The following is a 12,461-nucleotide window of genomic DNA, read 5'->3' on the forward strand; positions in this document are numbered from 1 at the left end:
TTGCGTTTAGACATAATATTATTACGCCGCAACGCAATTGTCCCACAATGCGACGTGCCGAAATCGACGGTTCCGAACGGACGTTTGCCGAGTTAAGGATTCGTTACGGCGCGCGTTTCGGCGCCGGGTAAGGGTGGGCACGCGTTGCGCTTCGACGATACATTGGAGACGGTGCTCGCCTCGGATCTGGGCTCGCCTTATGGCGTCCAGTCCGCTTGGCGCCAGCTCGTCGACCTGATCGGTCGCCGTCGTGCCGTCGCGGGCAATCGTGCGATGGGCGTGCTCCGCACGATTCGCGAATCCGTGCCGGTGCCGGTTCGCGCGGCCAGTGCCCGTGCGCTGGAACATGCCGATCCGCCGCCGCCGCTCGTTCGTCTGTTCGCGCTGGACGAACTCCAGGTCGCGCTGCCGGTCTTGCGCAGTGCGCGGATGAACTCGGCCGAATGGATCCAGTTGCTGCCCGAGCTCGCGCCGGCTGCACGCGCGGTGCTGCGCAACCGGCGCGACCTCAGTCCCGTGGTGCGCCGCGCGCTCGAGAGCTTCGGCCCGATCGACTTCGTGCTGCCCGACGAGACCGTGAAGGAAGTGCCGGTCGAATCCGCCGCACCCGAACCGGAAGCGGTGGTCGAGCAAGTGGCGATCGACTGGGTCGAAGTCGTCGCCGCGCGCCCGGCCGAGCCGGCGCCGATCGAGATCGTGGCGGAGGCGCCCCGGCCCGAACCCGCCGAGGATATCGCCGATGACCTCCCCGAGCCCGTGGAAGCGGTATCGGAAACCGAGGGCAAGCCGCTCGTCTATTGGAGTTCCACCACCCCGCAGCGCCTGCCGGCGCAGGACGCGCCGCTCAACGCGTTGCTGGCCCGGCTGCCCGTGGCGAGCCCGGCCGTCGGAACGGCGAATGACCCGTCGTCCGATGCCCGTGAGCCGGACGATATGTCCGCCGAAGTGCCCCAGGCTCCTGTCGAGCTTGTCCCGGCGCCCGAACCCGTACCCGAGCCCGAAGCGCCGGCCGCTTTGCCTGAAGCCATGGCCGTTTCGGCGGAGGCGGAAGACCTTTCCTTCGTCGCGCTTGCCGGTCTTGCGCCGTCCATGACCGCTCAGGCAACGCAAGTGCTTGAGGAGCTCCAAAATCCGATCCGCCCGGTCCAATCCGGGACAGACGAGTCAGTCGATTCTGCCGAAGCGATTGCACCGCCGGAATCCGGGGCGCAGGATTCGGCCATGGAATATAGTGATGGCCTGGCCGCAGAAGTGCGGCAGATTGCGGCAGAAGCCGCGGGCGACGACGACGGCACCTTTGAAATCGCCGACGTAGTTGCGCGCATCGACGCGTTCTGGCGCCATCGCGAGGAAGTGGGCCCGCAGGATCGGCCCGCGCCGCGTCCGGCTGACGATTTCCGCTTCGAAACCGATGCCAAGGGCATGATCCGCTGGGTCGATGGCGTGAGCCGTGCGCCGTTGATCGGCGTGTCGCTGGACAGCCAGGCTGCGCCCGGCGTGTCGGAGGCGTCGCGTGTGGATGGCGTTGCCGCGGGCGCCTTCCGGCGCCGTGCCGGCTTCTCCAATGCCCGTCTCTCCGTGGAAGGCGAATCGGATGCGGCGGGAGATTGGTTGATTTCTGCCATTCCGGTCTTCGATCCTGGCAATGGCCGTTTCACCGGCTATCGCGGCACCGCGCGCCGCCCGCGCGTCGATGAGCGTGCCGAGCCGGTGCGTGCCGCCACGGCGCCGGCGATGCCGGCGGATTCGCTTCGGCAGCTCGTCCATGAGCTGCGCACGCCCACCAACGCGATCGCCGGCTTCGCCGAGATGATCGAGGCGCAGATGCTCGGCCCGGTGGGCGATGCCTATCGCGATCGTGCCCAGGTGATCCGTTCCCAGGCGCGCGACTTGCTCGGTGCGATCGACGATCTCGATCTTGCAGCGCGGATCGACAGCGCCGCGCTTTCGCTCGTCCCCGGCCAGATCGCGCTTCGGCCGGTGCTCGCGACGATTGTCGACGATCTCGCGCCGCTTGCCGAGTTGCGCGGCTCGGTGATCGCGCTGCCGGTCGCCGATCTTTCCGTCATCGGTGATCGCCGCGCGGTCGAGCGGCTGCTGGCGCGCCTCCTTGCCACGCTCGTGTCTGCCAGCGGGCAGGGCGAACGGATCGGCGTGCACATGGCGCTGGAGGCTGCCGAGACGGTGTCGATCACGATTGATCGTCCCCAGGCGCTTGCCGATTATCCGGGCGATTCGGTGCTCGATATCGATGACGAGCGCGAAGATATGACGTTGCTCGGCACGGGATTCGCGCTGCGGCTCGCGCGCAATCTCGCGCGCGAACTGGGTGGCGCGCTCGTCATCGGTCCGGAAAGCTTGACTTTGCGGCTTCCGGCGGCCGTAAACGAACAAGTGGGCCAGGCACATCTAAGCTGAAGTGGGGAGCGGCGCTCCAGATCGCGGCGGTTATCGCGTACCCGCGCCCGATCCGCGCGCGCGCCTGCACTGGCCGGACGATTTCGGCACCCGTTTCACGATCTTCGTGGACACAGAGGAAGAGTTCGACTGGGGCGCGCCGCTCAGTTCGGAAGCGGACGGGACTCGTCACATGGCCGCGCTGCCGCCGGTCCATGCCCGGTTCGCCGCCGCCGGCGTGCCGCTCACCTATCTGGTCGACTATCCGATCGCGACTTCGCCGCTTGCCGTCGACGTGCTCCGCGAGGTCCTGAAGGATGGCCGTTCGGCGATCGGCACGCAGCTCCATCCCTGGGTCAATCCCCCGCACCTGGAGGACGTGAACGGTTTCAACAGCTTCACCGGCAATCTCCCGATCGATCTGCAGCGCGCCAAGCTGACCGCTCTCACCGATGCGGTGGAGCGTGCCTTCGGGCGTCGTCCGCTCGTCTATCGGGCCGGCCGCTATGGGATCGGACCCGAGACGCCGGCGCTGCTCGCCGATCTCGGCTACCGGATCGATAGCTCGATGCGTTCCGCCTATGATTATTCCGCGGAGGGCGGACCCGATTTTCTCGCGGTGCCCAATCACGCTTTCCGCCTGGGCGAGGTGATCGAATTGCCCTTCACCACCGTGTTCACCGGCCGCATGCGGCGGGGCGGGGCCGGGCTGCACCGCAGGCTGGGCCGCCTCCCGCACGGGATCGGGATCGCCTCGCGCCTGGGCCTGCTCTCGCGCGTATCGCTCACGCCCGAGGACATGCCGCTTGGTGAGGCCAAGGAAGCGATTCGCGTTGCCGTGGGCGAAGGGCTGGGGCTGCTCAACTTCGCCTTTCATTCGCCTTCGGTGGAGCCCGGCCACACGCCCTATGTGCGCGACGAGGCCGATCTCGCAGCGTTCCTGCGCTGGTGGGACGAGGTGCTCGCCCTGCTCGACCGGCTGGGCGTGCGCCCTGCATCCGTGGATCAGATTGTCGCAGCGACTTGCGGCCCGGCCTGAGGTTCCGCTAGGGCCGGTTTGCTGGGGGCCTGTAGCTCAATTGGTTAGAGCTGGCCGCTCATAACGGCTAGGTTGCGGGTTCAAGTCCTGCCGGGCCCACCAGCGGCGGTCTTGTGTCCGGTGCGTCTTGCGCCTAGGGCCGCAATCCGCGTCGGGGAGTGGCGCAGTCTGGTAGCGCGCCTGCTTTGGGAGCAGGATGTCGCAGGTTCGAATCCTGTCTCCCCGACCATTTCCCAATTTTCAGGCCCTGTCGGTTTCCATGGCGGTGCGGGCCGGGCCGGGATCGGCCTTGCCGTCGAGCGCGCGTTGCAAGGCTTCGCGGTCGAGCCGGCCTTCCCAGCGGGCCACGACGATCGTTGCCACTGCATTGCCGATGAAATTGGTGAGGCTGCGGCACTCGCTCATGAAGCGGTCGACGCCCAGGATCAGGGCCATGCCCGCCACCGGAATCGAGGGAACCACCATCAGCGTCGCCGCCAGCGTCGCGAAGCCCGCACCGGTCACGCCCGCCGCGCCCTTCGACGTGAGCATCGCCGTGCCGAGCAGGACGAACTGCTCGCCGAGCGACAAATGCACGCCGGTCGCCTGGGCGATGAACAGCGCGGCGAGCGTCATGTAGATGTTGGTGCCGTCCAGATTGAACGAATAGCCGGCCGGGACGACGACGCCGACCACTTCCTTGTCGCAGCCGGCGCGCTCCAGCTTGTCGATCAGTGCGGGCAGGGCGGCTTCGGAGGAGGAGGCGCCGAGAACGAGCAGCAGCTCGGCCTTGATGTAGCGCAGCAGCTTGAAGATCGAGAAGCCGGCCAGCCAGCCCACCACGCCGAGCACGCCAAGCACGAACAGCGCCGAGGTGAAATAGAAGGTTCCGACGAGCCAGACGAGGTCGCGCAGCGATCCCAGGCCGTATCTGCCGATGGTGAAGGCCATCGCACCGAAGGCGCCGAGCGGTGCGGCGCGCATCAGCAGGGCGACCAGGCGGAAGACGACGAGGCCCAGCTGTTCGAGCAGGTCCACCACCGGCCGCACGCGTTCGCCCAGGCCGGCCAGCGTCACGCCGATCAGGATCGAGACGAACAGCACCTGCAGGATCGACCCGTCGGTAAGCGCCGAGATCAAGGTGGTAGGGATGACGGCGAGCAGGAATCCCTGCACCGTCGTCTCGTGCGCCTGCTTCTCGAACCCCTGGACGGCGGCTTCGTTGAGCGTGCGCGGATCGATGTTGAAGCCGGCACCGGGCTGGACGACATGGGCGACGATGAGGCCGATCACCAGCGCCAGCGACGAGAAGAACAGGAAATAGGCAAAGGCCTTGACCACCACTCGGCCGAGCGAGCCCAATTCCCGGGCGCCGGCGATGCCGGTGACCAGCGTCAGGAAGATCACCGGGGCAATGATCATCTTCACCAGCTTGATGAAGGCGGTGCCCAGCCATTCGAGCGACGCTCCCCAGGCCGGCCAGAGCGCGCCGACCAGCACGCCTGCCGCTATGGCGATCAGCACCTGCACATAGAGCATCTGCCACCAGCGCTGGCGCCGGGGCCCTTCGGCATGGCTCATTGCGACTGCGCCCATTTCCTCTCCCCCCTGATCCGCCCCGGCATAGCGGAGCGCGCGATGGGCCCCAACAGGAAAGGGCGCCCCCTTGCGGGAGCGCCCTTCCTATTCCTCGGTCCGGCCATGCGGCCGGCGCCGAACGGAGATCAGTGCGCGTTCGCCGCGGCGGCGTCGGCCTTGTTCTCTTCCACGTTCGCGGCGTTCTCGAGGGTCGCCTCGGCAGCGGCGTTGGTGGTGTTGTCGGCAGCGGCCTCGTACGCAGCGGCATTCGCCTCGTGCGAGTCGGCAACGTTCTCGGCGGTGGTGTTGGTGGTGCCGCCGTTGCAAGCCGCGAGCGACATCAGGCCGGCGGTCGCAGCAACAATGAGGATCTTCTTCATGTGGTGCTCCTAAAGGAACTCAAACGTTTCGCATCCGGCCCGATTAGCCGTCGCGAACCGCTGGCATAGCGGTCGTTGCGTATGCGTCAATCGCAAATTCACCCCATGGCAAAATTTAGGACATTTTTTCGCCCAAATCTTGCCCGTCCGTCGCCATTAATGAACGGGCCGTCACGGGGTTCCTCACTCCCCGCCACCCTTGGCGATCGGCCCGATGTCCTCGGGTGCGTTCGCCGTCACTGCCAGCATCGCCGTCCAGGCTGCCACATTCTGGCGGAGCTGCTCGGGGTCGACCTTGTCAAGCGTGTCGTCGGGCGTGTGGTGATAATCGAAGTAGCGCAGGCCCGACTGGCTGAGATCGATGACGCCCACGCCGGTGTTGATGATCGGCCCGACATCGGTGCCGCCATGCGCGGTGCCGCGGCCGCGCGAGATGCCGAGCGGCGCCAGCACGGTGGCGAGGCGATCGGCGATCGGCCTGGCGCCCTCGGGCAGGTTCACTTCGAACTTCCAGACGCGATCGGCGCCGAAATCCGATTCCTGGGCGAGCACGTGGCGTTCGCCCGCATGCGCCTTGGCATAGGCCGCGCCGCCGAAGCCGCCGACTTCCTCCGCGCCGAACCAGACGACGCGGATCGTGCGCTTCGGCCGGCCCGCGTCCATGATCCGCTTGGCGGCGGCGGTGGTGATCGCCACGCCCGTGGCATCGTCGATCGCGCCGGTACCGAGATCCCAGCTGTCGAGATGGCCGCCGACCAGGATGATGCCCGCGGAAGGGTCGCTGCCCGGGACATCGGCGATGACGTTGCCCGATTCCGCCTCGCCCCTGAATTCGGGCGTGACCAGGAGCTTGAGCCGTACCGGCCCGCGCTTGAGCAGCCGCTCGAGCTGATCGGCATCGGGCAGCGAAAGCGCCGCCGCGGCAATCGGCTTCACGTCCTTGGCCCAATTGGTGACGCCAGTATGCGGGTTGCGATGATGGTCGGTGCCGATCGAGCGGATCAGCACGGCGACCGCGCCTTTGCTGGCGGCAAGGTTCGGCCCGGCCCGGCGGGCGCCGCCGAAATAGCCATATTGCGAGCCGTCCTGCGTGGGCGTCATGGTATTGCCGATATAGACGATCCGGCCCTTCACGGCCTCGGCCGGGGCGGCCTGGAGATCCGCGAGGGTGGGGAAGAAGGCGATGTCCGCCTCGACACCCTTGGGCCCGGTCGAACCCGAATTGCCGAGCGCGGCGAGGGTTAGCTTCTGCGCCGAGGGACCGACCACTTCGGCGGTCTCTGCGCCGCGCACCCAGAGCGGCATGCGGAAGGTTTCGATGCGTACATTCTGGAAGCCGAGCGCAGTGAGCTTCTTGACTGCCCAGGCCCGGGCGCGCGCCTCCGCCTCGGTCGCGGCCAGGCGCTGGCCGATCTCGGTGGTGAGGCCCTCGGTGATGTCCCAGGCGAGATCGTCCTTCAGCGCGGCATCACGCAGCGCCGCGGGATCGTGCGCGGCACCCTGGGCCAGGGCGGGCAAGGGAAGGGCGAGGGCGGCCACCGCCGCGAACAGGATGTGCTTGGTCATGGCCGGCGAAGCTAGTCGCAGCCGAAACATTCGGCAATGCGGCGCGGGTTTCCGCGAGGTTTCCGCTTCGGCCTCGAACCGATATCCAACCGATTGGTTGTGCAATTCATTGACTCCGTTGACGCGCTCTCATGTGCGGGGCGAAGCACGGTCGATCGGTCGAACCATGCCCGCTCCGGCTGCGCCGTACCGCCCCATGGGGACGGCAGCAGGGGAATCCGACATTGCAAGCGCATGACCGCCGCGTTGCCATTTCCCCGTCCCGTCGCTACATCGCGCCCGAACTTCCTGCATATCCAGACCTGCGAACGGAGACCGCCACGTGGCCGCCCAATACGCCTTCGTCATGAAGGACATGACCAAGACCTTCCCCGGCGCTCCCAAGCCGGTGCTCAACAACATCAACCTGCAATTCTACCAAGGTGCCAAGATCGGCATCGTCGGCCCGAACGGCGCCGGCAAGTCGACGCTGATGAAGATCATGGCGGGCATCGACAAGGACTTCTCGGGCGAGGCCTGGCCGGGCGAGCACATCACTGTCGGCTATCTGCCGCAGGAGCCGCAGCTCGATCCGACCAAGAACGTGCTGGAGAACGTCAAGGACGGCGCGCGCGAGGTGGCCGACATGGTCGATCGCTTCAACGCGATCTCGGCCGAGATGGGCGATCCGAAGGACGACACCGATTTCGACGCGCTGATGGAGGAGATGGGCGATCTCCAGACCAAGATCGACGCGGTCGACGGCTGGACGCTCGACAACCAGCTCGAGATCGCGATGGAAGCGCTGCGCTGCCCGCCGTCGGACTGGGAAGTCGCCAATCTGTCCGGTGGTGAGAAGCGCCGCATCGCGCTCACCCGGCTGCTGATCCAGAAGCCCGACATCCTGCTGCTCGACGAACCGACCAACCACCTCGACGCGGAGAGCGTCGAGTGGCTGGAGAACCACCTCAAGGAATATGCCGGCGCGGTGCTGATGATCACCCACGACCGCTATTTCCTCGACAATGTCGTCGGCTGGATCCTCGAGATCGATCGCGGCAAGTATTTCCCGTACGAGGGCAATTACTCGACCTATCTCGAGAAGAAGGCCAAGCGCCTGGAGCAGGAGGACCGCGAGGAATCCGGCCGCCAGAAGGCGATCAAGGACGAGCTCGAATGGATCCGCCAGGGTCCGAAGGGCCGCCAGACCAAGTCGAAGGCGCGTATCGCCAAGTTCGACCAGCTCGTCGCGAGCCAGGAGAACCGCAAGCCGAGCGGCGCCCAGATCGTCATCCAGGTGCCCGAGCGCCTGGGCGGCAAGGTGATCGAAGTGGAGAACATCTCCAAGGCTTACGGCGACAAGCTGCTGTTCGAGAACCTCTCGTTCACGCTGCCGGCCGGCGGCATCGTCGGCGTGATCGGCCCGAACGGCGCCGGCAAGTCGACTCTGTTCAAGCTGATCACCGGCCAGGAGACTCCGGACGAAGGCACGATCGAGATGGGCACCACCGTCCGCCTCGGCTATGTCGACCAGAGCCGCGATCACCTGGACGACAAGAAGAATGTCTGGGAGGAAATCTCGGACGGGCTCGATTACATGAAGATCAACGGGCACGACCAGTCGACCCGCGCCTATGTGGGCGCCTTCAACTTCAAGGGCGCCGACCAGCAGAAGAATGTCGGCAAGCTCTCGGGCGGCGAGCGCAACCGTGTGAACATCGCCAAGATGCTGAAGCGCGGCGGCAACGTGCTGCTGCTCGACGAGCCGACCAACGATCTCGACGTCGAGACGCTGGGCGCGCTCGAGGAAGCGATCGAGAATTTCGCGGGCTGCGCCGTGGTGATCAGCCACGATCGCTTCTTCCTCGATCGTCTCGCCACGCACATCCTCGCCTTCGAAGGCAACAGCCATGTCGAATGGTTCGAAGGCAATTTCGAAGCCTATGAGGAAGACAAGCGCCGCCGTCTGGGCGATGCGGCCGATCGTCCGACCGCGCTGGCCTACAAGAAGCTGACGCGCTGATCCGGATATGATGGACGGCCCGGCCCCGACCCTGATCGCCATGCCGATCATGGTCGGGGCCGGGATTGCTCCGGTGCGGGGCATTATCGCGGGATCGGTCGGGCGGGGTGCTCCGCTGCGCATCGCGTTCCTCGCCGAACTCACTTGCCGGGAACCGTGTGGAGCATGCTGCTGTCCGGCCGAGGGCGGAGGAGCATGGCGATGAGCAGGCGCTCGCCCGGTTTCGGGGAAACGCTCGATCAATGGTTGGTTGCCGAAGGGCTGGTGCCTGCGGACGGCGGCGCCGACGCGCTCGCGGATGTCCGCCGGGTGCGGGCGATGCTGATCGCCGCCGCCCGCGAGCGGCGCGCACTCAGCTATTCGGAAGCACTGGCCGGGCTCGGACTGCGCTTCAGCCGACCCAGGATGCGGGCCTTTTGCCGCACGCTCGACCGGATCGACGAAGCGGCAGTTGCGGGCGAACCCGGGCTGGCCGTGCTGGTTGTCCGCGAGAGCGACCGGCTGCCCGGCCAGGGCTGGTGGACCGGCGCGGCCGATGCCCATGGCTGTCGCGGCGACTGGACCGGGCCTGAGGCCGCGCGGCTGGTCGCGCGGCTTCAGGACGAGGCGTTCGAATATTGGGCGAAGCGCTGATTGCGCTCAGAAACGCTGCGCGATCCCCATATAGAGTTCCACATCCGGGCTATCGGAATTGAGCCCGGCGACGGCGCCGAGGTCGAGCTGGAGGTTGCGCCGCGGCTGCCATGCGAAGGACAGGCTGGCAAGCGCCTGGGTGGCGTGCCCGGCGGGATCCTGGTCGCGCACTGCCTGAAGCTCGAACGCGCTGCTCAACGCGGAAGTCAGCGCCGCGCTCAGGCCCACCGCGCTGCCATAGGCAAGGTGGCGTCCGCGCCGGTCGCCGTCCACCGCCGCGTCGACTTCGGGAGTCAGCGACAGGCCGAGTCTGTCGCTGAGGCTGTAGCTGAGCGGCACGATCAGGCCGGCGCCCCAGTCGCCGGCTCCGATCGTCGCGCCGCCGACCGGCAGTGTGGCATAGGGCATCACCGCCACCGCCAGGCCCGAACCGTCGGGGTGGGAGAAGTTGCGGCGCATTGCCAGGGTGAGGTCGCCGGTGCCGCTGGCGTGGGTCATTGCGCCGCTTGCCCGGTCGCGCGTGCGCACCGCGCCGAGTGCTGTCCAGCCGAGCTGCACTTCCATGTCCGGCGTCGCGCCGTAGCGGATGAGCAGGTCGCCGAAGGTCCAGCTGTCGATGCGCTGGGCCGAGCTGCGGTCGAGCGACCAGTCGACCAGGCCGCTCTCGACTATGAAATGCCCCTGGTCCACGGTGCAGGCGGGAGTGTCGAGCCCGGGGCGATCGGGGCAGAGCGGGCGCAGGTCCTGCGCCTGGGCACTGCCGATCCCGGCGATCGTCGCGGCGGCCAGAAGGAACGAGCGTCTCATGACGCATACATAGACGGCCGCCGAACAGGGCGGTAGCGTTCGCCGCGAATGGGGAGGAAGCGATGCGCGCGTGGATCCGGAGGAACGCCGGGCGACTGGTTGCGCTGGCGATCGTGGGGATGCTCTTCGCCTCGCCGGTTGCGGCATTGTTGTGGATGACGGCGGTGCCCGGCACCTCGTGGCAGGGCCGGCTGCCGCCATTGCGTCCGGAAGAGCGCGACCTTGCCGACCGGCTGCGCCGACACGTCGCCGCGATCGGCGGCAGGCCGCACAATATCGGGCATCCCGAAGCCTATGCCGAAGCTGCCGCCTATATCGAGCGGACGCTGGCGGGGCAGGGCCATGCCGTTTTGCGCCAGCCCTTTGATGACGGGCATGCGGTCAATCTCGAAGCGGTGATCGAACCGGCTTCCGCCGCGGCGGCGACGCTGGTGGTCGGCGCGCATTACGACAGTGCCTTCACGGCTCCCGGCGCCAACGACAATGGCAGCGGCACCGCGGCGCTGCTCGAGCTGGGGCGGCTGCTGGCCGATCTTCGCGGCCGGGCGAATGTCCGCATCCGGCTGGTGTTCTTCGCCAATGAGGAACCGCCTTTCTTCAAGACCGACCGCATGGGCAGCCTCGTCTATGCCCGCGCGCTGGCCGCGAGAGGCGAGAAGCCCGATGCGATGTTCTCGCTGGAGACGATGGGCTTCTACCGCGACGGGCATGGCAGCCAGCATTATCCGTTCCCGCTCGCGCAACTCTATCCGGACACGGGCGATTTCATCGCCTTTGTCGGCACGGTCTCGGCGCGGCCGCTGGTGCGGCGGGCGACGGGGGCGTTCCGGGCCGTCGCGCAGTTTCCGAGCGTCGGGGGCACTGCCCCGGGCTTCGTGCAGGGCATCGACTGGTCGGATCACTGGGCGTTCGGGGAGATCGGCGTGCCGGCCCTGATGATCACCGACACCGCGCCGTTCCGCTATCCGTATTATCACACGCCCGAGGATACGCCCGACAAGATTGATTGCGAGCGGCTGGCCCGCGTTACCGCGGGGTTGGCGCGGATGCTGCGCGGCTGGCGCTGAAGCTTGCTTCTCCGAACGCGACATGGTGCATTGCGCCGGTGATGCAGATGGGAAGCGGGGCCCCGTGACGAGATCGATCCTCCTGGCGGCCGCGCTGTTCGCGGCAGCACCGGCCGCGGCGCAGGCCCCGGCCTTTCAGTCCCAGGTCGACGCATTCGACGATTTCGCGACGGCGAGCACGGCCATGCCCGCCGCTGAACGGGTGCAGGCGTTTCGCGCCAGGTTCGATGCGCTGCTCCCGGGTTTCTACGAGCCGCGCTTCGGCGCCACCGAGGCGCAATATGACGCCCGCGTCCAGAAGGCGCTGGAGGGCTATCCGGCGGCGCGCGGCAAGATCCTTGCCACAGCGCGCGATTTCGCCGGGGCCTATGCGACGGCCAATGCCGTGTTTCGCGGCGTCTTTCCCGACTATGCGCCGGCCATGCCGATCTACCTGATCCATTCGCTGGGCGAGATGGACGGCGGCACCCGCGAGCTGCGGGGTAGGACGGTGGCGATCTTCGGGGCGGACATGATCGCGAAGATCCATGACGGCGGCACGATCGGGCCGTTCCTCGACCATGAGCTATTCCATTTCCACCACGCGCGATACTTTCCGGATTGCCCGGCGCTATGGTGCTCGCTCTGGCAGGAGGGGCTGGCCGTTTATGTCGCGGCGCGGATGAATCCGGGCGCGGACGACCGGACGTTGCTGCTCACCTTCCCGCGCCCGATCCGGCCCGAGGTGGAGCCGAAGCTTGCCGCCGCGATGTGCTTCGTGCGCGCCAGGCTCGGTTCGACGGATCAGGAGGATTATGCGACCTTCTTCTTCGGCCGGGGTGGGAAGGCGCAGGGCGGCTGGCCGCCGCGCTTCGGCTATTATCTGGGCTATGTGCTGGCGAAGCAGCTCGGCGATGCGATGACGCTCGACGCGCTGGCCAAGCTGCCGCCCGAACAGGTGAAGGCGAAGCTGGAGGCCGCGCTCGCCGCCTATCGCTGCTGACCGTGCCGGGAGCCGGCACGGTCAGCATGCA

General features: G+C 67.3%; 10 protein-coding genes and 2 tRNA genes. 8 read left to right on the forward strand and 4 right to left on the reverse strand.

The annotated features are described in order from the left end of the window. Positions 1 to 144: 144 nt before the first annotated feature. The 4 genes from FFS08_RS06235 to FFS08_RS06250 all read left to right on the forward strand — a co-directional run bounded on the left by FFS08_RS06235 (position 145) and on the right by FFS08_RS06250 (position 3,665). Positions 145 to 2,418 carry a histidine kinase dimerization/phospho-acceptor domain-containing protein gene (locus tag FFS08_RS06235; protein ID WP_249341266.1) on the forward strand — a complete coding sequence of 758 codons (2,274 nt, stop codon included), beginning with the start codon at positions 145 to 147 and terminating at the stop codon, positions 2,416 to 2,418. A gap of 1 nt (position 2,419) precedes the next feature. Further along, a complete protein-coding gene (locus tag FFS08_RS06240) occupies positions 2,420 to 3,436 on the forward strand; it encodes a polysaccharide deacetylase family protein (RefSeq protein WP_331484167.1) in 1,017 nt (338 codons plus the stop codon). A 25-nt stretch (positions 3,437 to 3,461) separates the two neighbouring features. Continuing rightward, positions 3,462 to 3,538, forward strand: a tRNA-Ile gene (locus FFS08_RS06245). Positions 3,539 to 3,588: 50 nt separating this feature from the next. After that, positions 3,589 to 3,665, forward strand: a tRNA-Pro gene (locus FFS08_RS06250). Between the two features lie 11 nt (positions 3,666 to 3,676). Here FFS08_RS06250 and FFS08_RS06255 read toward each other — a convergent pair. From FFS08_RS06255 to FFS08_RS06265, 3 genes are all read right to left on the reverse strand, one after another. Beyond that, entirely contained in the window at positions 3,677 to 5,011 is a 1,335-nt protein-coding gene (locus FFS08_RS06255; protein ID WP_137864792.1) for a dicarboxylate/amino acid:cation symporter, read from the reverse strand. A 128-nt stretch (positions 5,012 to 5,139) separates the two neighbouring features. Further along, positions 5,140 to 5,373 (reverse strand): hypothetical protein, encoded by a 234-nt coding sequence (locus tag FFS08_RS06260; protein WP_137864791.1) that lies wholly within the window; start codon positions 5,371 to 5,373, stop codon positions 5,140 to 5,142. A gap of 183 nt (positions 5,374 to 5,556) precedes the next feature. Beyond that, positions 5,557 to 6,939 carry a M20/M25/M40 family metallo-hydrolase gene (locus FFS08_RS06265; protein ID WP_137864790.1) on the reverse strand — a complete coding sequence of 461 codons (1,383 nt, stop codon included), beginning with the start codon at positions 6,937 to 6,939 and terminating at the stop codon, positions 5,557 to 5,559. A gap of 322 nt (positions 6,940 to 7,261) precedes the next feature. Between FFS08_RS06265 and ettA the strand changes: the two genes are divergently transcribed. Continuing rightward, positions 7,262 to 8,941 carry an energy-dependent translational throttle protein EttA gene (gene ettA / locus FFS08_RS06270; RefSeq protein WP_137864789.1) on the forward strand — a complete coding sequence of 560 codons (1,680 nt, stop codon included), beginning with the start codon at positions 7,262 to 7,264 and terminating at the stop codon, positions 8,939 to 8,941. A 201-nt stretch (positions 8,942 to 9,142) separates the two neighbouring features. Then, on the forward strand, positions 9,143 to 9,574 hold the full coding sequence (locus FFS08_RS06275) for a ribose-phosphate pyrophosphokinase (protein WP_137864788.1): 432 nt from the start codon (positions 9,143 to 9,145) through the stop codon (positions 9,572 to 9,574). 6 nt (positions 9,575 to 9,580) lie between these two features. On the opposite strand, the gene FFS08_RS06280 is transcribed toward FFS08_RS06275, so the two are convergent. After that, the gene (locus FFS08_RS06280; protein ID WP_137864787.1) at positions 9,581 to 10,381 is read right to left on the reverse strand and encodes a transporter; all 801 of its coding nucleotides are present in this window, start codon (positions 10,379 to 10,381) and stop codon (positions 9,581 to 9,583) included. A 62-nt stretch (positions 10,382 to 10,443) separates the two neighbouring features. On the opposite strand from FFS08_RS06280, the gene FFS08_RS24205 reads away from it, so the two are divergent. After that, entirely contained in the window at positions 10,444 to 11,448 is a 1,005-nt protein-coding gene (locus FFS08_RS24205) for a M28 family peptidase (RefSeq protein ID WP_212741965.1), read from the forward strand. Positions 11,449 to 11,512: 64 nt separating this feature from the next. Next, the gene (locus FFS08_RS06290; protein ID WP_137864786.1) at positions 11,513 to 12,430 is read left to right on the forward strand and encodes a DUF2268 domain-containing putative Zn-dependent protease; all 918 of its coding nucleotides are present in this window, start codon (positions 11,513 to 11,515) and stop codon (positions 12,428 to 12,430) included. Positions 12,431 to 12,461: the final 31 nt, after the last annotated feature.

This window comes from Sphingomonas sp. 1F27F7B (assembly GCF_005503355.1).
Taxonomy (GTDB): Bacteria; Pseudomonadota; Alphaproteobacteria; order Sphingomonadales; family Sphingomonadaceae; genus Sphingomonas.

Coding starts and splice junctions, on each gene's coding strand:
- FFS08_RS06255 (WP_137864792.1), bottom strand. CDS start 5,011: ATGGGCGCAGTCGCAATGAGCCATGCCGAAGGGCCCCGGCGCCAGCGC.
- FFS08_RS06260 (WP_137864791.1), bottom strand. CDS start 5,373: ATGAAGAAGATCCTCATTGTTGCTGCGACCGCCGGCCTGATGTCGCTC.
- FFS08_RS06265 (WP_137864790.1), bottom strand. CDS start 6,939: ATGACCAAGCACATCCTGTTCGCGGCGGTGGCCGCCCTCGCCCTTCCC.
- FFS08_RS06275 (WP_137864788.1), top strand. CDS start 9,143: ATGAGCAGGCGCTCGCCCGGTTTCGGGGAAACGCTCGATCAATGGTTG.
- FFS08_RS06280 (WP_137864787.1), bottom strand. CDS start 10,381: ATGAGACGCTCGTTCCTTCTGGCCGCCGCGACGATCGCCGGGATCGGC.
- FFS08_RS24205 (WP_212741965.1), top strand. CDS start 10,444: ATGCGCGCGTGGATCCGGAGGAACGCCGGGCGACTGGTTGCGCTGGCG.